Origin of the sequence: Duganella alba (assembly GCF_009674495.1) — a bacterium.
In the GTDB taxonomy this organism is placed as follows: Bacteria; Pseudomonadota; Gammaproteobacteria; order Burkholderiales; family Burkholderiaceae_D; genus Rugamonas; species Rugamonas alba.
This window is the reverse complement of sequence record NZ_WKJN01000042.1, coordinates 1-23,479: the sequence shown is the minus strand read 5'-3', so window position 1 is coordinate 23,479 and position 23,479 is coordinate 1. Positions and strand designations below refer to the sequence as shown.

Sequence of the window (23,479 nt, the reverse complement as noted above, 5' to 3'; positions counted from 1 at the left end):
CTATGATTCATGCCGTGTCGATTCAGTTTCGCAAAGATCGAGGCTCGCGCCCATGTAACAGAGGCTGATTTCACCGGGACTCTGGATTTGACCTAAGTTGTCAGATACTAAGCACGCGGGCTCGTCTCAAGTGATATCGAACTTTGGTGACGTTAATTCAGCTCGGGGTGCATACTTGCCGATGCGTGTCCCATTGCCGGGGCGCTTGATGTATGCCTCATAGTGAACGTGGGCCATGCCGTCGCATTTGCCAGTGACCGATTCTGTAATGGACGACTGGTTGATGATTGGACCTAACGTCTCCAGCAACTCCACGTCAGGGTTCAAGATAGCTACCGCATCCCCGTCTTGAACCCTGCCATCGGCAGTACCCAGCATTAGCACGGGGTACACCTGTTTCTCAATAATCATCGAAAACGTTGCTCGAAAATGACTACGCCCGTCGCCAGCGTGTTTGATATGCAAGGCCAAATAGTCAGCGGCGACAGAATGAAGACGATCCAATTTTTCAGTCACTGTAGGTTTCCGATCACTCGACAAACGCAATTAAGCTCACGCCCTTGGTCTCGCGAAGAACATTGGTCGAGGCAATCCGCATATATACGTCGTCGTCCGCCCTTGGTCCTGCAGCTTTGACGGCCTTTTGCACGCTCACCTTGGTTGCCATCAAATAGATCTCTGCATCATTAGGGAAATTCTGCAGTAATGCCAGAAGTTGTGCTTTCGTTGTAGTAAGAGCCATCATGTTCTCGTCGTCGGCTACCGGCCGCATCGGGGTGCTAAGTAACGCCTGGTTAATTTCCTCGATCAGCGTCCGGCGACTACCCAGGCAAAAAATATCACCATTGGCGCGATCCAACCTATGATCCTTGCGGGCTTCTCGCTAACGCCCATTTGTTCGCTCAGGAAGCTCGACAGCAACAGTCCAGCAAAAAACCAGATAGGTAACGCTGAAATTATGGCGAGCACTGGTAGCATTATTTTCCTACATCTCAGAGATATTTTGAAAGGGCAAGGCAAAAGCTCCTTTGTGGTCAGGAATGCACCGAACTCTTCCATAGTCCATCTTATCATCGTCTCACTGGGCCAGGGTCAAGTGATTCTGTCCACCCTCTCCTCAAAAATCTATCAAAGCGGTCACTCTCCCCAGGAGCCTATTAATAATTCATCACATCTAAACTCTATTGATAGAAAGGGGCATCACGGCGACTTATGCTATCGAACGGTTATAGGGGCATATTGAAGCGCGACAAACAAAGGCCCGGTGCGAACCGGGCCTGGGGATTACTTCTGAAGTGGTCCGAAGAAATGAATCATGTTCCCTTCCGGATCGCGGATCATGGTGGAGCGGCGCTGCGGCGTGAGTTGCTGGTCAGCCCAGACAAATTCCACCTCGTGGTCTTTCAGTGCGGCGGTGACTGCTGTGAGATCCTGCGTATCGAACACCAGCGCCTTGTATCCCAGCACGCTCAGGTGCGAGGGCGGCGCTGTGCGGTCCACCGGCGTAGTGCTCGTGCCGCCCAGCGTGACCAGCTCGATGCGCGTGCCGGCACCTTCCATCATCGCGTAATCCGCGCCGACCGCGCCGAACCGGCCACGCTCGGCGGCCGTCAGGCCTAACACGCGCTCGTACCATGCAATCATCTTTGGCAGATCGCCGACTGCGATGGCGACGTTGTTCAGTGTTAGTCCGTTCATTTCTTCGCTCCTCAGTGATTATTTAATGAATTGCAGCAGCACTGGAATAGTCTGTTGCGGTGCTTCTTCCATCAGCCAGTGGCCCGAGCCCTGGATGACTTTGCCGTCCACGTCGTCAGCCACCAGCTTGACCTGGTTGACCAGGAAATCGCCGCCCGATTTTTCACCGGCGATCACCAGCACGGGCATGGTCAGCTTGGTTTTGCCCAGTTCGGCGAAGCGTTCGGCGTCCGCTGGGAAGGCTTTGAAGTATTCGAAGCCGGCGTGGATGGCGCCAGGCTGTGCATAGGCTGCTGCATACAGTTTGCGGTCCGCTTCAGGAATCGAGTGCTTGCGGTCGGCTGCGAAGTCGTTCCAGAAGTGTTCGAAGTAGGTACGCTCGCGGCCTTTCACCAGTTGTTCCGGCGTTTCTCCGTAGAAGTGGAAGTGCCACAGGTCGCGCAGCAGGAACATGTCTTTCCAGTTGCCGATGCCAGGCAGGAAGGCATCCATTAGCGCGACTTTCTGCGTGTCCTGCGGATACTGGACGGCGTAGGCATACGCCACCATCATGCCGATGTCGTGGCCGACCACGGTGGCTGGTTCGCCGCTCACGGTTTTGACCAGTTCATGGATGTCCTTGGCCATGTTGGCCTTGTCGTAGCCGTCCGCAGCCTTGGCCGAGGCGCCGGCGCCGCGCAGGTCGGGCACGATCACGGTGTGGGTCTTGGCCAGTTCGGCCATGACGGGACGCCACATGTAGCCGGTCTGGGTGTAGCCGTGCAACAGGACCACTGGCGTGCCTTTGCCGCCGATCTGGTAATGGATCTGCGTGCCATTCACTTGCGCCACTTTGTCGGTATAGCCGGTCGGTGCGGCTGCTTGTGCCAGCGTCGAGCCAGCCAGCGCGGCAGCCAACAACAGATGACGGAAACCTTGGATTGCTTTGTTCATGATGTGCTCCTGAAGTAAGGGTTGATGAACACAGTATGGTCTTGCGATTACATCTCCGGTAGCCAATAATCATCACCATCAGTTTCAACCAATGGAATCAAATCAGGTAACATCTGCTTACGCTGGAAACACTTTCCACGTCAGCTATCCCCTTCTCCTGCCCGTTATACGAACAAGCGCCACTGATGGCGATCTTCAGGAGAGACAAAATGGAACATACCCCACGCACCCGCATTCATCCGATGATGGCTTTCGCTGCCGGCTCGGTGGCCTTGGTCAGCCTGGTTGGCGCTGCTTCGATCGCAGGACTTCTGCCGAATTCGCATGCCAGCAATGCGCCAAACGATGCGCCGGTTCCAATCGCCGCCGTCGCTCCCGCACCTGCTCCGGTGCAAGCCGTCGCGCCGCAGCCTGAGCCACGCCGGGTGGTGGAGCACAAGACCATCGTGCATCACACTTATGCGCCGCAGCCGGTTGCGCCTGCTCCTGCGCCGGTCGTACAGAACAGCGTGGTGGGCATGGGTCTCGGTGCTGTCGTCGGCGGTCTGCTGGGCAATCAGGTGGGCAGCGGTAACGGCCGCAAGCTGGCGACCATCGCCGGCGCGATTGGCGGCGGTTATGCCGGTAATGAAATCGCCAAGCGCAATCAGCAGCAGCAATAAAAAAATGGCCCGGTGCGAACCGGGCCATCGTGTTACTTGGCTGGGTGTTTAGGATTCCACAGCTTCAGCTTGGAAGTCTTCTCGTAGCCTTTGCCGTTCGGGTAGCCCACCAGTTCCAGCTCCGATCCCCATGGCGACAGGAAGTGCACCCAGGTTTCGCCTTCGGTATCGCCGCTGGTCATGGTCATCGGTTCGCCCAGCACGGTGATGCCTTGCGATTTCAGATAAGCCACGCCGGCTTTCACGTCGTCGGTGTAGAAGGCGATGTGCGAGGCGCCGATGTCTTCATTCTTCGGCATCACGCTGCTGCCGGTCGAGTTCTTGTATTCGAACAGTTCGATGTTGGCGCCGGTGCCGCAGCGGATCATCGCCAGCGTCACGCTTTCGGCGCGCGGCGTCATCGGGAACGGGCCGATTTGCGTGACCGGCTCGCAGCCGAAGGTGTTGGCGAAGAAGGCTTCGGCCTGCTTCAGGTCCGGCACGTTGACGCCAACGTGGTCGATGCCGGCCGACTTGATGCCGGCGGCTTGGGCGGCGCCGCCCAGGTTCAGTACGATGGCGGCAAATACCGCAGCGAAGATTTTCATGATGCGCTTCCTTTATTGTTTGTCGATGAAGACGCGCAGGCTCGCAAGCTTGCCGTCCTTGATGGTGAAGATGTCTTCACCGTGGACCTGGTTGGGATTGTCCTTCGGCCCATAGCCCCAGGTAACCCGTCCCAGGCCATGGTTCCAGGCGACCGGCGCCGGCGTGAAGACGAAGCCGGGATGGTCGGCCTGCACCCGCTCCAGCAGCCGGCGGATGTCGGCGTAGCCGGTGGCCAGGCCGCCGTAGTCCGCCACCAGCACGTCGGCCGTGTAGACCTGCGGCAGCTTGGCGTCCCAATGCGCGGCGTTGCGGTCGTTCCAGATGTCGAAGTGACGGTTGATTGCCTGCTGCGCAACCGCCACCTCGTCCGTCGCCTGGGCCTGGGCCAGCGATGCGATCAGCATGGCCCCGATAGCGATGAACTTTTTCATGATCACACCTGTGCCATGCCGCCGTCGACGAACAACTCGGTGCCGTTGATGAAGCTGGCCGCGTCGCTGGCCAGGAAGGCCACGGTCTTGCCGATTTCCGCCGCTTCGCCCAGGCGGCCCAGCGGTACTTGCGAGGCCAGGAAGTCGAACAGGCCCTGGCGTGCTTCATCCGGCACCAGGCCGCCCAGGCCAGGCGTGCGGATCGGGCCAGGGCTGACGACGTTGACGCGGATGCCGCGCTCTTTCAGATCCAGCACCCACGAGCGGGCCAGGTTGCGCACGGCGGCCTTGCTGGCGCTGTAGATGCTGAAAGCGGCGGTGCCCTGGATCGAGGTGGTGGAACCGGTCAGGATCACCGAGGCGCCGTCCACCAGCAGCGGCAGCGCTTTCTGCACGGTGAAGGTCACGCCGCGCACATTGGTGCCGAAGATGCGGTCGAAGTGTTCTTCGGTGATGGCGCCCAGCGGCATCATGTCGCCGCCGCCGGCGTTGGCGAACAGGATGTCCAGCTTGCCGGCGCTCTTGGCGATCTGGGCGTAGACCGCGTCCAGATCGCTCAACACGGAAGCGTCGGCGCGGATGCCGGTGGCGCCGGCGCCAATCGCGGCGACGGCGGCGTCGAGTTCAGCCTGGCGGCGGCCGGTGATGAAAACGCGTGCGCCTTGCGCCGCCAGTTCCTGCGCGGTGGCCAGGCCGATGCCGGTGCTGCCGCCGGTAACCAGTGCGATTTTGCCATTCAGTTGCTTGCTCATGATGTTCTCCTTGAAGTTGGATGCGAAGTGCATGGGAGAACTTTACTGCTGGGAGATTATTTGAAAAAGCGGGTAAAATTGAAATAACTATCTACACACATGGATAATCCGCATGAATCAGTTATTGGCGATACGGGCCTTTGCCCGGGTGGTGGAGGCCGGCAGTTTTACCAAGGCGGCCGATTCGCTGGATATGCCGAATGCTTCATTGAGCAAGCTGGTGCAGGAACTGGAGTCGCATCTGGGCGTGCGCCTGCTGCAGCGGACCACGCGCCGCGTCACCGTCACGCCGGACGGTCAGGACTACTATGAAAAGACGGCGCTGATCCTGCGCAATCTGGAGGATGTCGACACCTCGTTCAACATCGCCCGCAGCAAGCCGCGCGGGCAGCTGCGCGTCGATACCGGCGGCTCGACGGCCAGCGAGGTGCTGATTCCCGCCCTGCCCGATTTCCTGGCGCGCTATCCGGACATCCGCATCGACCTGGGCGTGTCGGACCGTTCGGTGGACATGGTCAGCGATAACGTGGATTGCGTGATACGCGGCGGTCCGCTGGACAACTCATCGCTGGTGGCGCGTCTCATCGGCGAGGCGACGATGGTCACCTGCGCCACGCCGGAATACCTGAAGCAGTATGGCGTGCCGGCGTATCCGGAGGAACTGAAGAACGGCCACCGGCTGGTGGCCTACATGCTGGCGCAGAGCGGACGGGCGATACCGTTCCGCTTCCTGCGCGATGGCGAGAAGACCGAAATCAAGATCGAGCACCGCATCGGCGTCAACGAGAGCAATGGCCACATGGCGGCCGGGCTGGCAGGGCTGGGCATCATCCAGACCTTCGCCTACGCCGCCGGCGCCGCCATCAAGGACGGCGCGCTGGTGGAGATCCTGCAACCCTGGCGGCCGGCGCCCTACCCGTTCCACGTGGTCTACCCACAGAACCGCCACGTCCCCCAACGCCTGCGCGTCTTCATCGACTGGCTGGTGGAGACCTTCCCGCAGCGCCTCAACCCAGGCTAGGACGGTTCGGCGAGTAGGTCCAGCCGGGGACCAGGTAGCGCATGGCCATGGCGTCGTCGCGGGCGGTGGTGGCGACTTTTTTGTACAGCGCGTGCGCGGCCTGGATGCGGTCCATGTCCGGCTCGATGCCCAGGCCCGGCTTCTGCGGCACCTGCACCGCGCCGCCGACGATCTGCAGCGGCTCGCTCGTCAGGCGCTCCTGGCCTTCCTGCCAGATCCAGTGCGTGTCGATGGCGGTGATGTTGCCCGGCGCCGCAGCGGCGGCGTGCGTGAACATCGCCAGCGAGACGTCGAAGTGGTTGTTGGAGTGCGATCCCCACGTCAGCCCCCACTGCTCGCACAGCTGCGCCAGGCGCACCGATCCCTGCATGGTCCAGAAATGCGGATCGGCCAGCGGAATATCCACCGCGCCCAGCAGGTGCGAATGCGCCATCTGGCGCCAGTCGGTGGCGACCATGTTGGTGGCGGTCGGAATGCCGGTCGCACGGCGGAATTCGGCCATGATCTCGCGCCCCGAATAACCGTTCTCCGGTCCGCACGGATCTTCCGCATACGCCAGGATGTGACCCTGGCCACGGCACAGTTCAATCGCCTCCTTCAGCGACCAGGCGCCGTTCGGATCGAGCGTCACGCGCGCATCCGGATAGCGCTTCTTGATCGCGGTGACGGCTTCCATTTCCTCCGCGCCGCGCATCACGCCGCCCTTCAGCTTGAAGTCCTTGAAGCCGTATTTGTCCACGGTGGCTTCGGCCAGTTCGACGATCTGCGCCGGCGTCATCGCTTCCTGATGGCGGCGCGCATACCAGCCGCTGGCGCCGTCGCCGGTCAGGTACGGCAGATCGGTGCGGCCACGGTCGCCGATGTAGAACAGGTAGGCCAGCATCGGCACGCTGTCACGCTGCTGGCCGGACCCCAGCAGCTCGCACACCGGCACGCCCAGGTGTTGGCCCAGCAAATCGAGCAGCGCCGCTTCCACCGCCGTCACCACATTGTCCAGGCGCAGATTGATTTCGTGCGGCTGCTTGAGCACCTCGGCTTCGGCGGCGGAAGTCACCTGGTGCTGCCCGCCGATGGAAGCGCGGATCGCGTTCAGCGTGCGGTTGTAGCGGCCGATCTGCGTGCCCACCACCAGCGGCACCGAGCGCTCCAGCGCCGCCAGGATGCCGGCGCCGCCCGGCACCTCGCCGATGCCGGTGTTACCGGCACTGTCGGTCAGCAGCACCAGGTTACGCGTGAAGAACGGCGCATGCGCGCCGCACAGGTTCAGCAGCATGCTGTCGTAGCCTGCCACTGGAATCACCTGCATCGAGGTGATGACTGGACTGCTTGATTGGTTCATGTGTTCTTTACTCCAAATAAGTTCGGTTCAGCGATAGCGGTACAGCTTGACGCGCTGGATGGTGTACGCGTCGCCCGGCAGGCCGATGTGGCGGCCCTGGTGTGTTTCGTCTCCGTTCAGCCAGCGGCCCTTGTCGTCCAGGCCTTCGATGGCGTGCTCGATGCCGACCATGGCGCCGTCGGCGCTGCCGAAGACGATGGTCAGGCCTTTGCCCGCGACCAGGAATTCATCTTCGCCGGATTGTATGACCAGGCCGCCGCGCGTCTGCACCTCGGCCGGCGCCAGCTTCTCCCACGGCGCGTTGAAGCTCACCTGCAGCGTGTAGCCGCCCATGCGCACCTGCTGCGGCGCGGTGTCCACTTCGCCGTCGAACGACACCGGCGCCTTGAAGCCGCGCACCTTGCCGCTGCCCTGATAGCGGTTGATCAGCGGCGCCAGCTGCTTGAGCACGCGGTATGCCTGCGGCAGCGAGGAGTTGCCGTCCTTGATGTCGTCGATCGCAAACGGCGAGAAGCCGAAGGCGTCATGCTCGCCGATCGCATAGAAGGCGTCGGCGCCGGCGTCGGGTCGCTCGGCGTGATTGGCCTCGGGGATGAACAGCGGATTGTCCGGGCGCTTGAATTGCCTGGCCCAGTGGATGAAGTTGGGGAAATAGGTGTCGATGGCCAGCACGTCCACCGACGGCGCGCCCGGCTTCCACACATCGAACAAGTGCGGCAGCGGGCCGGCGCTCGGGTATTCGCCGGGACGCTTGCCCGGCCGGTTCAGCGCCACGTTCACATACATCGGCAGCGGATAGACCGCCTTGCCGGCCGCCGTCAGCGCCTCGACAAACTGTGCGTAGTGCCAGGCCTGGAACATCTCCTCGGTCTCGATGGTGTCGCCGAATACTTCGGCCCACGTGCCGCTGGTGCGCGCGCCGCGCGTCTGCCACGCGGCTTTCAGCGCCGGCTGCAAGGTCTGCTGGTGCGCGGCCAGATAGGCGGTCAGCGCGGCCGGCACCGGCGCGCGCCAGGCGGCATTGGCGGCGGCGCTATAGTCGCGCACTTCCGGCAGCATGCCGATTTCATTCTCGACCTGGATCATCAGCACCGTGTGCTGCGTGTCGACCTGCTTCAGGTGCGCCAGCAGCGCGCGGTAGGCGGCGCTGTCGGCGGCCAGCGTGGCCGGTGCGAACGGCGTCAGGATCTCCTGCGGCACGCCGGCGCGCGTCTGCGCGCGCGGGAAGCGCTGCGTGTCTTTTTTCACCCATGCCGGCGCGTAGGTCGACATGGAATTCTTCCACGCACCAAACCACAGCAGCACCAGCCGCGTGTTGTGCGCGCGCGCCTGTTTCAGCACGCCATCCAGCACGGTGAAATCGAAGCGTCCTTCCACCGGCTCGATCTGGTCCCACTCGACCGGCGCCAGCACGGTGTTGACTTCGGCCGCCTTCAGCGTCGGCCACAGCTTGTCCAGATACGCCAGGCTGGAGGCGGACGAGTTATGCAGTTCCCCGCCCAGCAGCAGGAACGGTTGATCGTCGACGATCAGCTGCGTCGCGCAGCCCTGCTTGCGCAGGTGCGGCGGCGCGGCGGCCTGCACCGACGTCCAGCCCAGCAGCATGGCGGCCAGCAGGCAGACGGCGCGGATGCGGCGTGTCGATCCATCCATGGCTTTCCTTTAAAAAAAACCGCCCCCGAAGGGGCGGATAAAAGGCCCCGCAAGGAGACGGGGCCAGACGATTAAAACTTGGCGCGCAGGCCCAGCGAGTAAGTACGGCCTGGCGAGTACTGCGTGAAGTTGGCGTTGCTGAACTGGAAGTAGCCACGACGCGAGTCGTTGTTCAGGTTGACGATGTCGAAGCTCAGCGTCGGCCAGTTTTCCTTGTCGAACACTTCACCCAGGTCGATGCTCGACGAGAAGTCCAGCTGCTTGTAGTTGTCCGAGAACAGCGCGGCGTCGGTGATGCCGTTCTGGTTCGCGGTCGCGGTCTGGCTGCCCTTCGAGAAGGTGTGCGACAGACGCGCGGTGTAGCCGTGGTTGTCGTAGTAGACCGAGAAGTTGTTGGTACGGTTCGGTACGCCCAGGGCCACGAAGCCGGCGCCGCCTTCACCATCGCCACGCTGGGTGATGAAGGTTGCCGTTTCGTTGATGCCGAAGCCGCGGATCGGCAGGATCTTGTCAAGCGGCTGCACCCAGCCGATTTCCAGACCGCGGATCTTCAGCTCGCCCGACGCGTTGCGGGCCTGGGTCATCACCACGGTGGCCGCGTTAGGACCGCCGCGCGAATCGATCGCCACCTGCTGCGCCGGAATCAGCGTGTTGTAGTTGATGCCGTAGGCGGCCAGCGCGCTGAATGGCAGCGTGATGTTCTGGTTGATGGTGAAGCCATCCACCTTCTTCTGGAACACGGTCAGGCTGACATAACCTTCGCGGCCGGTGTACCAGTCGATGCCCAGGTCGATGTTATCCGACAGGTAGGGCTTGAGCGCCGGATTGCCGATGGTGCCGACGTCCGCCGAGACCGACGAGAAGTTCACGCCAGGACGCAGCGCGTTCGGATCGGCGCGGGTCATGCTGCGCGACAGCGCTGCGCGGGCGATCACGTCGCTGCGCAGGTTCACCGCCAGGGTGCCCGACGGCAGCGTGTTGTTATAGGTCGTATCCTGGTAGACCCACTGGTCGATGTTCGGATACTTGCTGCCGTTCTGCGTCAGTGCGGCGTTGCGCGGATCGGTGATCGAGTTCAGCGAGCCGACCGACTGCTTGGTGCGAACGTACCGCACACCACCGTTGTAGCGCGCCGGGAAGCCGGCCAGGTCGAACTGGCCATTCGCTTCGACGTAGAAGCCGGTGGTTTTCTCGCCGATGAAGCCCGAGCTGGCGCCGGTCGACGAAGCACCGCTCGATGGCGCGGTGTTGTAGTACTGCTGGTAGTTCGAATCCTTGGCGAAGCGGTTCCAGTCGACGATCGGACGGCCATACGGGCCAGGGATGATGTAGCTGCCCAGCGCGCTTTGCGGAATCAGCGAACCGCCATAGGTCAGCGGCGCGGTGGCGCCGGCGGTGTAGCCGGTGCCGTAGCCTGGGTACAGCGCGGCGGCGCTGGCGCCCGGGGTCGAGGCGCCGTCGCAGGTCGGCGCACCGTTCGGGCCTTGCAGGAACACGCTAGGATTGTTGCCGCACACCGCCGCCTGCCATGCCGCCGAGTTGTCGGTGGCGTTGATGCGGCGGGTAATGTCGTCGTAGGCGATGCCGCCCTTGATGTTGAACTTCTCGTCGCCCCAGCTCAGGTCGCTATGGAAGCCCTTGGTCTCGGTCTTGCGGAACTCGTTCTGCACGTTGACGCGGCCGGTGTTCCACACATAGCTGTTTGGATTGTTCAGGTCGGTGCTGGCGACCACCGACGGGATGCCGCCGTTGTTATTGTTGTAGGTCACCGTGTTGCCGCTGTTCGGCGCGGTGATCAGGTACACGGTCGGCGCTTCGTGGCTGAAGTTGCTGCGGGTGTAGTTGACCTGCGCGTCCAGCTTCAGGCTTGGCGTGATCTTCCACTCCATGCCGGGGTTCAGGCCCAGCAGGCTGACCTGGTCGCGGCGGTAGCCGTGCTCGAAGAAGTTCTGGGTGTTGGCGAAGGTGCCGCCGGTGACCGTGCAACCGTTGCTGCAATCGCTCTTGTCGACCGTCATGTTGAGCGGGATCATGCCGCCGTTACGGACCGACCAGTCGTAGTCCATGCGCGTCATCTTGTCGTCGCGCTTGCTGTACATGGTGTCCAGGTAGAAGTGCAGGTTCTCGGTCGGGCGGTATTCGGCGGCGAAGATGGCCGAACCCTTGTCCTTGGTGCCGAAGTAGTCCATGGTGCGGCCCAGGCGCGGCAGGATGGCGTTGTCGATCTGCTGGATGGTCAGGCCCGGATTGTGCGCCAGCAGCCAGGCCTGGTCGATGACCTGGCCGGTCACCAGGCCGTTGCCGGCGCCGACCGGCACCGTGGCCGGAATGGTGAAGTTGCCGCCGCCGGTGTTGTTGCGGCTGGACGCAGGGTTCTGCGCGGCCGACAGGTTGGCGTTGGTGTAGCCGACGGTTTCCCAGCCGGTGGTGTGGATCTGCTGGCGCGACAGCGTGACGCCGCCCAGGATGCCCCAGTCGCCGAAGGTCTGGCTGGCCAGGAAGGAGCCGCGGCCGCCGGTCTTGTCGGCGATCTGCTGCTTGGTGGCGGTGATGCTGGCGGCGATGGTGCGGCCTTCCTTGTCGAACGGACGGGCGCTGCGCAGGTTGACCACGCCGGCCGCGCCGCCTTCGATCATCTCGGCGGTCGGGCTCTTGCTGACGGTCAGCTTGGTGAACAGGTCGGTGGGCAGCAGGTCGAGGTCGACCTCGCGGTTGGTGTTGGCGCCGTCGATCGGGCCGGACGAGGCCACCGCGATCGGCGCGCCGTTCAGCAGGATCTTGGTGAAGCTCGAACCGAGGCCGCGGATCTGGATGGTGGAGCCTTCGCCGGTGATGTCGCGCGAGACGCCGACGCCGGGAATGCGGCTCAGCGATTCGGCGATGTTCTTGTCCGGGAATTTGCCGAAGTCTTCGGCGTTGATCGAGTCCTGGAAGCCGACGGCTTCCTTCTTGTCCTTGGCGGACGACAGCAGCGAGTTGCGGTAGCCGTTGACCTGCACCACCGTCATCGGCGCCGCATCGGCCTGGGCTGCCGCCGGCGTGGCCGGGGCTGCCGGCGTTGGGGCTTCCTGCGCGTATGATTGCGCAATCAATCCAGCCATGACAGTCAGGCCGAACGCCATCTGCCGGCCAGCTGGCCGGGATTTTTTGTGATTCACTAGCATTTTACAGTCTCCTTCGGTAGATCACCGTGGTTATTGTTATAAACCGAACAACTTACAGCTTAAATGGTTGCGCGATCATTTGAGTGTAAAAGCGTTGAAAAGTTATTGTCAACAAAAATAATGTTTGAAATGTTATACGCTACCATTTAATACCAAAAAGCAATCACTGGCATGGCATGTACAGAGGGGCGCGGGCAAAACCGGCATAAAATGGCACTGTGGCGAGATAGACACGGCGGCCGGCCATGCAAAGCGACGGTAGACATTTGCGATATATCAAACGCCGTTCAGGCCGTATTTTTAAGATAGGTGCTCACCCAGACCCGGAGACCGCCATGACCATTCTTTTCGACAATCACCAATATGCCAAGCGGCTGCAGGAAGCAGGCATGCCGCCAGCGCTCGCCGACATTCAGGCCGAGACAACTGGCGAACTCATGAATGCGCTTGATGCTCTCAACACCAAGCTCGATAAGTACGCCACGGACACCAACACTAAATTTGATCAGGTCGAGTTCACGCTCGACGCGAAAATCGATCAGGTGGAATTCAAACTGGATGCAAAAATCGACCGGGTCGACATACGGCTGAATGGCCGAATCGATCAGGTCGAAGCACGACTGGAAACAAAAATTGCGGAGAGCAGAGCCGAGTTGATACGCTGGGTGGTCGGCGTCGGCATACTGCAATCGTCGCTGCTTTCAGCCCTGCTGCTCAAGATGATTCCGGGATAACACCACTACGGCTGCCAGTCCAGAACTTGCACCGGCTGCGGCGGCACGCTGGCCTGGCCTTCGCCGTCGACCTGCTGGACGTTCTGCACGAACAGGCTCAGGGTGCCGTTGCGGCGCCACAGTTCGGTGTCGTAGCTGGGCTCCCAGGCGCCGACGGCGAACGAGGTCAGATCCCGCACCTGCCATGGGCCGTGCAGGACATCGGCGGCGCTGGCCACCGACACCTTGCTGCCGCGCTCCTCGTCGCGGAACACCAGCAGCGCGCCGGCCGCGTTGACCATGATCTGCGGCCGCGCGATCGGAATGCGCTTGGTGCCCTGCCCGCCCAGCGAGAACGGCGTCTTGCGGAAGTCCAGCGACCGCACCTGCCACGCCGCGCCGTCGTGGAAGATCACGTGATACTGCGGCGCCGCCGAGCCGGCGTCGCGCCAGTAGCTGGCGATGTAGGGACGGCCCTGCTGGTCGGCCGCCATCGAGGTCTGGTTGATCAGCTCGCTGTTCTGGGGAATGCGCAGCGCATAGTCGGCGCTGGCGGCGCTGATCGGCAGCGTGTACGGCGTGCCGTCCGAGCGCTCCCACGTCACGCCGCCGTCGCGCGAACGCGCATACGCCATGTCATGGTTGCTGGCCACGTCCGGCGACTCGCGCCACACCCACGACAGATGCAGCGTGCCGCGCTGATCGAGGAAGGCCTGCCAGTAGGCGTTGCGCTTGCCCTCGCCGGTGATCAGGTTGGTATGCAGCCGGGTCCAGCGCTGCGTGGCGACGTCGTAGCGGTTGATGATCAGATCGCCGCGCCCCGAGCCGCCCAGCCGGTAGAAGAACAGCAGGTTCCCGTCCGGCAGCCGGTGAAACTCGGGATAGGACACCTCCTCTTCCTCGGCGCCGACCATGGCCAGCTTGGGTCCCAGTTCCAGCGATCCCGGCGCCACGCCGCGCGCATAGCGCAGCGGATTGTTGTGATGGTCCCACGACACGTGCAGGTAGCCGGCGCCATCGACCATGATGCTGATGGCGTTGTGCGCATCGGCCGCATTGCCCTGCCAGGCGCTGCGCCGCACCGTCCAGCGCGTGCCGCCCAGCTTGCGCTTGCCCAGCACCAGGTAGCGCTGCGCATCGTAGTACGCCACGTACTGCGTGTCGCCCTGCGTCACCAGCGAATTCTTGCGGAACACCACGGCATTGACCGAGTTGTTGGCCCAGCCGTCGCCCACCACCGACAGCAGCGGCGCAGCCGCCGCCTGCAAGGATGCAGCCAGCAAGGCCGCCGAGAGTAAACGTTTGATCATGCCCCCATGCTACGCAAAGGCGGCCACCGCGTCCAGCGGTCTAAAACGCCACCTCGGCGCGCAGTTGCAGCGTCAGTGCGTTGGCAGTCCCTGCCAGCGTGTTCGGATGGATCACGTACTGCACGCTGGATTGCAGGGACAGGTGCGGGTTGACCTGGCGGAGATAGGTCAGCTCGACGGTGGACTCGGCGCGCCGGTTGACCAGGCCGGCCGCGTCCTGGCCGCGCAGGTAGGCATCGCCGTTGCGGGCGATGGCCAGCGCCAGCCCCAGTGTGTCGGCGGCGCGCCCCGGCACGAAGCCGGTCGCCGTCACGCCCGCCCCGAGGTAGGCGTTGAAGCGGTTGACGCGGCTGTCCGCCACGCCGGACTGCACAAATCCCGTGACGGCCTGTTGCGTCCCGGCGCCGGACTGATACAGGGCGCGTTCGGCCACCAGGTAGGCGCCGCCGGAACCGCGTTGCTGGCGCGGCTGCCCGGCGGCGTCGAGCGCGCCAAGGTCGGCAAAGCGCGCGGTGTAATACCAGCCACCGACGGCCAGCTTGCCCTGGTCCGTAGCCAGGCCGGCATTGCGGCCGATGCGCAGATGGTGATCCGGCGGCGCATCGGCGCTTTCCGGCCGGTGCAGCCATGCCATTTCATACACCAGCAACAATCCATCGCCGCCACGGAAGGCCGCGCGGCGGCCGCCGGCGCGGTCCACCGGCACGCCGTCGAGCACGGCGGCGCGCAACACCACGTCCGGCGCCGGCTTAACGGCGATGCGCACGCCGATGGCGGTGGCCGGAAAAATCGACGGCCCGCCCGGCCCGCTCTGGCCGAACTCGGCGCCGATCCCAAACGAGCTGTTGAAAAACAGCGTCGCGGCGTTGAGATGGTAAAACTCGCTGTTCAGATCGTAGCGACCGGCCAGCACCGACAGCCGGTCATTGAGGAAATTCTGCTGCATCCAGGCTTCCTCCAAACGCACGCCGGGCGGCGCCGTCATATTGCTGACGCCCTGGGCGTCGCCCGTCAGGATGGCCGGCCCGGCATGGTGGGCGGCCATCACGTTGACAAAGCCGCTGCTGTCCGGCCAGCCGAAGGCGCGTTCGCCATCGACGCTGGTCTGCCAGCGCAGCATGCCCTGATAGCCGCTGCCGCGACGCGCGCCGCCGCGCACGTTGGCCAGCACATTGGCGTCATAGATCACGCTGCTGCTGACGGGGGCGACGTCGTCCTGCGCGGCGGCGCCGGCGGCGATCAGAGCGAGACAGCTGAATCCTGCGACGCGGTTGCGCATGGTGCACCTGCGGTGAAATCGGTCCATCCAGTATGCGGCAGCGCGTCCGCCGGCAACACTCCCCTTTAGACAGCCCCACAGCCTCCTTCCGGAATTAGATCCAGATCAACACAGCTGATATTTCCACACGGAAAATGTGCGATAATCCCCAACGCAATATTGGCGCCCTAAAAAATTGTCGCTATGACTACGCAACACGACCACACTCCCTATCTCGACCAACTGACCGACGATCCGCAAACCTTCTGGGAATCGCGGATCAGGGCCAGCCGCTGGATGATCGCCAAGACTTTCTGTCTGGGCGTGCTGGCGGCCGGCCTCGGCGTGCTGGGCCAGGGCTGGCTGGAAAAAGCCGCGCCCATCTTCCCCTTCATCAGCCAGAACTACGGCCTGTGGCAAAGCGCCTACCTGCTGTCGCTGCTGGTGGTATTCCTGCTGTGGGCGTTCGCCATGCGGCACAAGTTCGGCCTGCTGGAGAACAGCAAGAAGGGCCTGCAGACGCAGCGCCGCATCGACGCGCACAACGCACGCGTCGAGGAGCGCCGCCAGGCCAACCGCGAACGCCGCGAAGTGGTCCGCAAGGAGCGCGAGGAAAACTCGATCTACTTCAAGGCGTCCAGCGGCGGCAGCAAGAAGTTCGACTACTGATCACTCGTAGCGCAGGCAGTCCACCGGCAGCAGCTTGGAGGCGCGCCGCGCCGGATAGAAGCCGAAGAACACGCCCACCAGGCTGGAAAAGCCGCACGCCACGACCACCGCCTGCAAGGTGATGAAGACGTCGAACTTGCCGGTGGCGGTGATGCCGGCCGCCGCGCCGGTGGCCAGCACGATGCCGAAGATGCCGCCCACCAGGCAGATCACCACCGCCTCCGTCAGGAACTGCAGCAGCACGTCGCGCGGCTTGGCGCCGATCGCCATGCGGATGCCGATTTCGCGCGTGCGCTCGGTCACCGACACCAGCATGATGTTCATGATGCCGATGCCGCCGACGATCAGCGAGATCGCGCCGATCAGCCCCAGCAGCGCGGCCAGGCCGGCGCTGATCTTCTGCGCGGTCTCGGCGAACGATGCCAGGTTATCGATGCGGAAGTCGTCCGGCTGGTCGATCTTGATGTGGTGACGGTCGCGCAGCGTCTCGCCGATGTCCTGGATCGCATCCTGCAGGTTGCCGCCGGATTTACCCTGCGCCACCACGTAGTGCACATTGCCGGGGAACGGCATCTTCACCAGGTTGGCGGCGGCCGCCGTGATCGGCACGATGACGTATTCGCTCAGGTCGCCGCCGTCCACCTGCTTGCCCTCGCCGTACAGCACGCCCACCACCTGGAACGAGACGTTCTCGATGCGGATGTATTTGCCCAGCGGGTCCTGCTTGTAGAAGAACTGGTCGGCGATCTTGCGGCCGATGACCACCATGCGCGAGGCGGCGCGCACGTCGGCGTCGCTGAAGGCGCTGCCCTTGTCGACCTTCCAGCCGCGGATCTTGAACATGGCCGGCGTGACGCCGTGCACGGTCTTGGAGGCGTTTTCGTTGCCGACCGCGAGATTGAAGCCGCCCTGCAGCACCGGCGCGGCGCCGGCCAGCGACGGCAGTTCGTTCAGCGAGGCCGCGTCGGCGATGGTCATCGCCGGCTGTGCGCCGCTGCGCATGCGCTGCTGTTGCGCGCGGTCGCCGCCGGGGGAGATGAACAGCATATTGGTGCCCAGCTGTTCCAGCTCCTTGGCGATGAAGCGCTTCATGCTGTCGCCCACCGCCAGCAGCAGCACCACGGACGTGATGCCGATGATGATGCCCAGCATGGTCAACAGCGTGCGCAGGCGGTTCGCCAGCATCGAGCGAAACGCCTCTACCACGATCTGCAAAAGGTTCATATGGTTTATACGGTTTATACGGTTAAGTTTTCGTGACTCAGCAGCATCTGGCGCAGGCCTTCGGCCGAGGGGCCGTCGTACAGCACGTGGCCGTCCTTGAGGCGCATCAGGCGCTTGCTGTAGGCGGCGATGTCCGGCTCGTGCGTCACTAGCAGGATGGTGATGCCGCGCTCCTCGTTCAACTGCTGGAACGAGCGCATGATCTCGACGCTGGTCTGGGTATCGAGGTTGCCGGTCGGCTCATCGGCCAGGATCAGCGGCGGGTCGCCCACCAGCGCGCGGGCGATCGCCACCCGCTGCTGCTGGCCGCCCGACAGCTGGTTCGGCGTGCGCCTGGCCATCTCCTTCAGCCCGACGCGCTCCAGTTCCAGCAGGGCCTTGGCATGCGCCCTGGCGCGCGACACGCCGGCGTAGATCAGCGGCAACGCCACGTTCTCCGCCACGCTCATGCGCTTGATCAGGTTGAAGCTCTGGAACACGAAGCCGATGGTGCGGTTGCGGATGGTCGCCAGCTCATTGCGCGACAGCGTCAAGGTGTCGACGCCGTTGAGAAAGTAGCTGCCGCCGGTGGCCTGGTCCAGGCAGCCGAAGATGTTCATCAGCGTCGACTTGCCGGAACCGGACTGCCCCATCACCGCCAGGAAGTCGCCGCGCGGCACGGCCAGGTCGATCCCGTGCAGCACCTGCGTTTCGATGCTGCCGGAGAAGTAGCTCTTGGTGACCCGGCGGATATCAATCAGCAGTTCATTGACCGGCCCACTCACATGCCACCCGCATTCTCGTTGCCGATCGCGCGCGTGATGACCTTGTCGCCCTTCTTCAATTCGCCGCCCACCACTTCGGTGTAGCGGAAGTTGGACAGGCCGATTTTCACGTCGGTGGCCTTAGGCTGGTTCTTCGCGTCCAGCGTGTAGATGCGGAACGAGCGCGCCAGGTCGGCCTTGGTGCGGAACGAAGCGTCGTCGTCCTGCGGCGCGTCGGCGGCGGCGACCGCAGAGGCGCTGGCCGAGGCGGAGGCCGGTCTGGCCGCGTCGGCCAGCTTCTTCTGCTTCTCGATTTCCTCGTCGCTGAGACGGAAGCGCAGCGCGGCGGTCGGCACGCGCAGCACGTTCTGGCGGTTGCCCACCAGCAGCCGCACCTGCGCCGTCATGCCCGGCTTGAGCAGCTCGTCCTGGTTGTCGACGTCCAGCACCACGTTATACGTCACCACGCTGTTCACCACGTTGGCGGCCAGGCGGAACTGGCGCATGCGCGCATTGAATTCCTTGTCCGGATAGGCGTCCACCACGAAGCGGGCTTCCTGCCCTTCCTTCAGCGAACCGACGTCGGCTTCCGAGACGCTGGTGTCGATCTGCATCTTGGTCAGGTCGCGCGCGATCTGGAACAGCTGCGGCGTGGTGAACGACGCCGCCACCGTCTGGCCCAGGTCGACGGTGCGCTTGATGATGACGCCGTCGATCGGCGAGCGGATCACGCTGTTGTCGAAGTCCGCCTGCGCGCGCGCCAGCTGCGCCGAGGCCAGCTGGATATTCGCCTGCGCCACGTCGACCTCGCGCTTGGACTGGTCCAGCGCCAGCGGCGAGATGTAGTTCTGCGACAGCAGCGACTGATTGCGCTGGTGCGTGGCCTGCGCCAGCTTGAGCGAGGCGCGCGCCGACGCCAGCTGCGCGTCGGCCTGGCGGATCTGCGCGTTGAAGATGGTCGGATCGAGTTTCAGCAGCACCTGGCCCTTGCTCACGTGGTCGTTGAAGTCGGCTTTGAGCTCGCTGACTGTGCCCGACACCTGCGAGCCGATATTGATCAGCGCCACCGGATTGATGGTGCCGGTGGCGGTCACCGTCTGCGTGATGTTGCCGCTGTCGACGGCTGCCGTGCGGAAACGTGGCGGCTCCACCACAGGGGTCTTGCTTTTGGAATAGTAGGCGGTGGCGCCACCGCCGATGAGCAGCAGGGCGACGGCCAGCACAATCTTTTTCTTGGTCAGGAAAGCCATTGTTTTCAGTGTGTCCCATAGTGAGATCCGGCGACATGCGGATCAGCCGAGCAAGTATCAAACAGATTTATCTTAAAAGCAACAATTCAGTGATGGACGGCGTTTGCAATCCTGCACGGCGGTTTTGCACGAATGCCGGTTCTCAAGCGCGGTTTTCCTGCCTAAGATTGAGCTCTCAACCACCGGAGAATCCCATGCCAGAAACGCTCACCATCGCCGTCGCCGACGGCAGCTTCACCTGCTACGTGGCGCGTCCAGCCCAAGCCGCCAGCGCCCCCGTCATCGTCGTGCTGCAGGAGATCTTCGGCGTCAACGCCGGCATCCGCAGCATCGCCGACGCCTACGCCGCCAAGGGCTACATCGCCGTGGCGCCGGACCTGTTCTGGCGCGCCGAACCCGGCCTCGACATGTCGGAAGACAGTCCCGGCGACTGGGCGCGCGGCTTCGCGCTGTACAGCGCCTACAACCTCGACGGCGGCGTCGATGACATCGCCGCCGTGGTGGCGGCCGCGCGCACGCTGCCCGGCGCCTCGGGCAAGGTCGGCGTCACCGGCTACTGCCTGGGCGGCCTGCTGACCTACCTGACCGCCGCCCGCGCCGAGGCCGACGCCTTTGTCGCCTACTACGGCGGCAGCACCGAGAAGTACATCGGCGAAGCCGGCAACGTCGCCAGGCCGCTGCTGTACCACCTGGCCGAAGAGGACGAATACATCGGCAAGGAAGCGCAGGCCGCCATCCACGCCGCCTTCGCCGCCAACCCGCACATCGAGCTGCACGACTACCCCGGCTGCAACCACGCGTTCGCGCGCCCCGGCGGCAACCACTACGACAGCGCCGCCGCGACGCTGGCCAACGCCCGCACCGACGCCTTCTTCAAGCACAACCTGTAGTCAAAAAACCGCCTGCGGGCGGTTTCTTCTGTGATATGGTCCCATCATCATGATGGAACTCTTCATATCGCCGGACAATCCGTCCCTGCTCCACTACGGCACTTATTCGCCGTGGCTGGTTTTACTCTCGATCCTGGTTGCCATATTCTCATCGTGGATGGGATTGCAAGTCGCCGCGCAGGCGCGCCTGGCCGGCACGCGTCCGCTGCGCGCCGCCATGCTGGCCACCGGCAGCCTGGCGCTGGGCTGCGGCGTGTGGTCGATGCACTTCATCGGCATGCTGGCGTTCAACCTGTGCACCGACGTCGACTACGACCACGCGCTGACGCTGATCTCGGTGCTGCCCAGCCTGGCGGCCTCGGCGGTGGCGCTGTACATCATCAGCATGCAGCGCCTGAGCGCCATCTCGCTCATCAGCGGCGGCGTGCTGGTCGGCGCCGGCATCGGCGCCATGCACTACACCGGCATGGCGGCGATGCAGACCGCGCTGCAGCTGCGCTACGATCCCTTCATGTTCGGCCTGTCGATCGTGGTGGCGGTGGTGCTGGCCACGCTGGCCCTGTGGATACGCTTCGGCCTGCGCACGCTGCGCCTGCCGCCGGCGCTGGTGGCGGCGTTCAGCGCCGCCGTCATGGGCTGCGCCATCGCCGGCATGCACTACACCGGCATGGCGGCGGCGCGCTTCACCGGCGTGCTGCCGCTCGACGCCTCGCCGCAACAGAACTCCACCTTCCTGGCGCTGGCGCTGTCGCTGATCACCGTGGCGGTGACGGTGTTCGCCATGGCCGCCAACGGCATGCTGCGCTACCGCGAACTGTATCGCCTCCAGACCGAGAGCGAGGCCTGGATGCGCGCGCTGCTGACCACCACCGTCGACGGCGTCATCACCGTCGACCGCGACGGCGTGATCCAGGAATTCAACGCCTCGGCCGAGCGCATCTTCGGCTGGGCGCGCGGCGAGATCATCGGCCGCAACGTGCGCCTGCTGATGGCCGATGCCGAGCGCTCGGAGCAGGACGGCCTGCTGAACTACCTGCGCACCGAGGATGGCACCGTGCCCGGCAAGGGCAGCGAAGTGATCGCCGTGCGCAAGGACGGCAGCCAGGTGCCGATCCGCCGCGCGCTGGGCCACGCGCGCCTGGCGCAGCGCGACCTGTTCGTGCTGTTCATTACCGACATCAGCGAGCGCCGCGCCATCATGCAGGCGCTGCGCGACAACGAGCAGCAATTCCGTTCGCTGATCGGCAACATCCCCGGCATCTCCTTCCGCAGCAGCATGGCCTTCGACGCGCCGCCGGTGTTCGTCAGCGACGGCATCGAACGCCTGGCCGGCTATCCGGCCAGCGACTTCGTCGGCGCCCGGCGCATCCGCACCTTCGGCTCGCTGATCTGCGAGGAGGACCGCGAGCGCGTGGCCGCCGAAATTTCGCGCAGCATCGCCGCGCTGGCGGCCTACCAGGTCGAGTGGTGCCTGATCCACGCCGACGGCAGCCGGCGCTTCATGTGGGAGCACGGCGCGGTGACGCAGGACGAGAGCAATCCGGAGATCCGCTGGATCGACGGCGTGATCCTCGACATCAGCGAACGCCGCGAGATGGAACTGGAACTGCGCAAGGCCAAGGAGACGGCGGAACAGGCGGCCGCCGCGCGCGCCAGTTTTGTCGCCAACATGAGCCACGAAATCCGCACGCCGATGAACGCCATCCTCGGTTTCACCGACGTGCTGCTCGATACCGAGTTGAGCGAAGAGCAGCAGCGCCACCTGAACACCGTGCGCAAGGAAGGCCGCTCGCTGCTGCGGCTGCTGAACGAAATCCTCGACACCGCCAAGCTGGACAAGGGCGCGGTGGAACTGGAGCCGGACGATTACAGCCTGCTCGGCCTGATCGACGAGCTGGCGTCCACCTTCGGCAGCAACGCCCGCAGCAAGGGACTGGAAATCGACATCGCCTACGACGGCACGCTGCCGGCCTGGCTGCACGGCGACGAACTGCGCATGCGCCAGATTCTCGGCAACCTGCTCGACAACGCCATCAAGTTCACCGCCGTGGGCAAGGTGTGCCTGCGCGCCGGTGTGCGCCAGGGGCAGCTGCACATCGCCGTGCAGGACACCGGCATCGGCATCGCGCCGGAACGCATCAACGCCATCTTCGATCCGTTCACCCAGGCCGACGCCTCGATGACGCGGCGCTTCGGCGGCACCGGCCTGGGCACCACCATCAGCCGCCAGCTGGTGGACCTGATGGGCGGCAAAATCTGGGCCGAGAGCACGCCCGGCAAGGGCACCACCTTCCACGTGCTGCTGCCGCTGGAGCCGGCGCACAACGGCGAGGGCCAGCACAGCGAAGTGAGCGACTATCCGCTGCCTCCGCTGCACATCCTGGCGGCCGACGACGTGCCGCAGAACCTGGAGCTGCTGTCGCTGCTGCTGGCCAAGCGCGGCCACACGCTCGACACCGCCGCCGACGGCTACATGGCGGTGCAGCGATCGGCCGACCGCCTGCACGACGTGATCCTGATGGACATGCAGATGCCGATGCTCGACGGCCTGGCCGCCACCCGCACCATCCGCGCGCGCGAACAGCACAACGGCGACGCGCCGGTGCCGATCGTCGCCATGACCGCCAGCGTGCTGGCGGCGCACCGCGAAGCGGCCGCCAAGGCCGGCATGAACGGCTTTGCGTCGAAACCGGTGGACTGGCACACGCTGTCGCACGAAATCGCGCGGGTGCTCAACCTGCCGCCGTTGGCGTCGGCGCCGCCGCCGTCCGAGGCGCCACGCCTGCGCTCGCTGAACCAGAAGGCCGGCCTGGCGCGCTGGGGCGGCGAGGAGGCCGCCTATCACCAGGCGCTGCACCGTTTCGTGGCGGACCACGCCAGCGCCGCCGCCACGCTGGTCAAGCTGCTGGCCAACACCAGCGAAGTGGGATTGGCCGAAGCGCAGGCCTGGGCGCACAAGGTGCGCGGCGTGGCCGCCAACATCGGCCTGGAACAGATCGCCGCCACCCTGGCGCAGGTCGAGAAGCTGTGCGGCTCGCCGCAACGCGATGACGGCGCGCCCGGCGAACTGTCGGTGGCGCTGCAAACCGAACTGGCGCAGGCGCAGCGCACGCTGGCGGCGCAGCTCGATGCGGCATTGAGCGCCATCCACGCGCTGGCGCCGCCGCGCGGCGCGCGCTTG

General features: G+C 64.2%; 21 protein-coding genes. 6 read left to right on the top strand and 15 right to left on the bottom strand.

Annotated features, from left to right (window positions below; all coding sequences use genetic code 11):
* Window positions 1-126: 126 nt before the first annotated feature.
* The 4 genes from GJ695_RS26690 to GJ695_RS26675 all read right to left on the bottom strand — a co-directional run bounded on the left by GJ695_RS26690 (window position 127) and on the right by GJ695_RS26675 (window position 2,631).
* The gene (locus GJ695_RS26690) at window positions 127-516 is read right to left on the bottom strand and encodes a hypothetical protein (RefSeq protein ID WP_154370154.1); all 390 of its coding nucleotides are present in this window, start codon (window positions 514-516) and stop codon (window positions 127-129) included.
* 13 nt (window positions 517-529) lie between these two features.
* The gene (locus tag GJ695_RS26685; protein ID WP_154370153.1) at window positions 530-859 is read right to left on the bottom strand and encodes a hypothetical protein; all 330 of its coding nucleotides are present in this window, start codon (window positions 857-859) and stop codon (window positions 530-532) included.
* 425 nt (window positions 860-1,284) lie between these two features.
* The gene (locus GJ695_RS26680; RefSeq protein ID WP_154370152.1) at window positions 1,285-1,698 is read right to left on the bottom strand and encodes a VOC family protein; all 414 of its coding nucleotides are present in this window, start codon (window positions 1,696-1,698) and stop codon (window positions 1,285-1,287) included.
* Between the two features lie 18 nt (window positions 1,699-1,716).
* A complete protein-coding gene (locus GJ695_RS26675; RefSeq protein WP_154370151.1) occupies window positions 1,717-2,631 on the bottom strand; it encodes an alpha/beta fold hydrolase in 915 nt (304 codons plus the stop codon).
* Window positions 2,632-2,840: 209 nt separating this feature from the next.
* On the opposite strand from GJ695_RS26675, the gene GJ695_RS26670 reads away from it, so the two are divergent.
* On the top strand, window positions 2,841-3,293 hold the full coding sequence (locus GJ695_RS26670) for a glycine zipper 2TM domain-containing protein (protein ID WP_154370150.1): 453 nt from the start codon (window positions 2,841-2,843) through the stop codon (window positions 3,291-3,293).
* Window positions 3,294-3,325: 32 nt separating this feature from the next.
* On the opposite strand, the gene GJ695_RS26665 is transcribed toward GJ695_RS26670, so the two are convergent.
* The 3 genes from GJ695_RS26665 to GJ695_RS26655 are packed head-to-tail and all read right to left on the bottom strand — an operon-like array spanning window position 3,326 to window position 5,064.
* Window positions 3,326-3,880 carry a VOC family protein gene (locus tag GJ695_RS26665; RefSeq protein WP_154370149.1) on the bottom strand — a complete coding sequence of 185 codons (555 nt, stop codon included), beginning with the start codon at window positions 3,878-3,880 and terminating at the stop codon, window positions 3,326-3,328.
* A gap of 12 nt (window positions 3,881-3,892) precedes the next feature.
* Window positions 3,893-4,312 (bottom strand): nuclear transport factor 2 family protein, encoded by a 420-nt coding sequence (locus tag GJ695_RS26660; RefSeq protein WP_154360959.1) that lies wholly within the window; start codon window positions 4,310-4,312, stop codon window positions 3,893-3,895.
* 2 nt (window positions 4,313-4,314) lie between these two features.
* Entirely contained in the window at window positions 4,315-5,064 is a 750-nt protein-coding gene (locus GJ695_RS26655) for an SDR family oxidoreductase (RefSeq protein WP_154370148.1), read from the bottom strand.
* A 112-nt stretch (window positions 5,065-5,176) separates the two neighbouring features.
* On the opposite strand from GJ695_RS26655, the gene GJ695_RS26650 reads away from it, so the two are divergent.
* Window positions 5,177-6,085, top strand: a complete 909-nt coding sequence (locus GJ695_RS26650) for a LysR family transcriptional regulator (protein WP_154370147.1) — start codon at window positions 5,177-5,179, stop codon at window positions 6,083-6,085.
* On the opposite strand, the gene GJ695_RS26645 is transcribed toward GJ695_RS26650, so the two are convergent.
* The 3 genes from GJ695_RS26645 to GJ695_RS26635 form a co-directional block, all read right to left on the bottom strand.
* On the bottom strand, window positions 6,072-7,424 hold the full coding sequence (locus tag GJ695_RS26645; protein ID WP_154370146.1) for an enolase C-terminal domain-like protein: 1,353 nt from the start codon (window positions 7,422-7,424) through the stop codon (window positions 6,072-6,074). The genes GJ695_RS26650 and GJ695_RS26645 overlap by 14 nt on opposite strands.
* 27 nt (window positions 7,425-7,451) lie before the next feature.
* Entirely contained in the window at window positions 7,452-9,077 is a 1,626-nt protein-coding gene (locus tag GJ695_RS26640; RefSeq protein ID WP_154370145.1) for a GH35 family beta-galactosidase, read from the bottom strand.
* Between the two features lie 71 nt (window positions 9,078-9,148).
* A complete protein-coding gene (locus GJ695_RS26635) occupies window positions 9,149-12,241 on the bottom strand; it encodes a TonB-dependent receptor (RefSeq protein ID WP_154370144.1) in 3,093 nt (1,030 codons plus the stop codon).
* A 335-nt stretch (window positions 12,242-12,576) separates the two neighbouring features.
* Between GJ695_RS26635 and GJ695_RS26630 the strand changes: the two genes are divergently transcribed.
* The gene (locus GJ695_RS26630) at window positions 12,577-12,975 is read left to right on the top strand and encodes a hypothetical protein (protein WP_154370143.1); all 399 of its coding nucleotides are present in this window, start codon (window positions 12,577-12,579) and stop codon (window positions 12,973-12,975) included.
* 5 nt (window positions 12,976-12,980) lie between these two features.
* On the opposite strand, the gene GJ695_RS26625 is transcribed toward GJ695_RS26630, so the two are convergent.
* Together GJ695_RS26625 and GJ695_RS26620 are read right to left on the bottom strand one after the other, a co-directional pair.
* Window positions 12,981-14,264, bottom strand: coding sequence for a BNR repeat-containing protein (locus tag GJ695_RS26625; RefSeq protein ID WP_154370142.1), 1,284 nt, complete (start codon window positions 14,262-14,264; stop codon window positions 12,981-12,983).
* A 40-nt stretch (window positions 14,265-14,304) separates the two neighbouring features.
* On the bottom strand, window positions 14,305-15,543 hold the full coding sequence (locus GJ695_RS26620; RefSeq protein ID WP_166455132.1) for a carbohydrate porin: 1,239 nt from the start codon (window positions 15,541-15,543) through the stop codon (window positions 14,305-14,307).
* Window positions 15,544-15,726: 183 nt separating this feature from the next.
* On the opposite strand from GJ695_RS26620, the gene GJ695_RS26615 reads away from it, so the two are divergent.
* The gene (locus GJ695_RS26615; protein WP_154370140.1) at window positions 15,727-16,191 is read left to right on the top strand and encodes a hypothetical protein; all 465 of its coding nucleotides are present in this window, start codon (window positions 15,727-15,729) and stop codon (window positions 16,189-16,191) included.
* Here the strand turns inward: GJ695_RS26615 and GJ695_RS26610 are convergent, their stop codons facing one another.
* The 3 genes from GJ695_RS26610 to GJ695_RS26600 are packed head-to-tail and all read right to left on the bottom strand — an operon-like array spanning window position 16,192 to window position 19,408.
* Window positions 16,192-17,376, bottom strand: coding sequence for an ABC transporter permease (locus tag GJ695_RS26610; protein ID WP_154370139.1), 1,185 nt, complete (start codon window positions 17,374-17,376; stop codon window positions 16,192-16,194).
* Between the two features lie 53 nt (window positions 17,377-17,429).
* Entirely contained in the window at window positions 17,430-18,179 is a 750-nt protein-coding gene (locus GJ695_RS26605; RefSeq protein ID WP_371866609.1) for an ABC transporter ATP-binding protein, read from the bottom strand.
* Window positions 18,176-19,408 carry an efflux RND transporter periplasmic adaptor subunit gene (locus GJ695_RS26600; RefSeq protein WP_154370138.1) on the bottom strand — a complete coding sequence of 411 codons (1,233 nt, stop codon included), beginning with the start codon at window positions 19,406-19,408 and terminating at the stop codon, window positions 18,176-18,178. Before GJ695_RS26600 ends, GJ695_RS26605 begins: the two co-directional genes overlap by 4 nt.
* A gap of 194 nt (window positions 19,409-19,602) precedes the next feature.
* Between GJ695_RS26600 and GJ695_RS26595 the strand changes: the two genes are divergently transcribed.
* Together GJ695_RS26595 and GJ695_RS26590 are read left to right on the top strand one after the other, a co-directional pair.
* Window positions 19,603-20,298, top strand: coding sequence for a dienelactone hydrolase family protein (locus GJ695_RS26595; protein WP_154370137.1), 696 nt, complete (start codon window positions 19,603-19,605; stop codon window positions 20,296-20,298).
* A 49-nt stretch (window positions 20,299-20,347) separates the two neighbouring features.
* Window positions 20,348-23,479: MHYT domain-containing protein (locus GJ695_RS26590; protein ID WP_154370136.1), on the top strand; the 3,132-nt coding region annotated here is incomplete at its 3' end.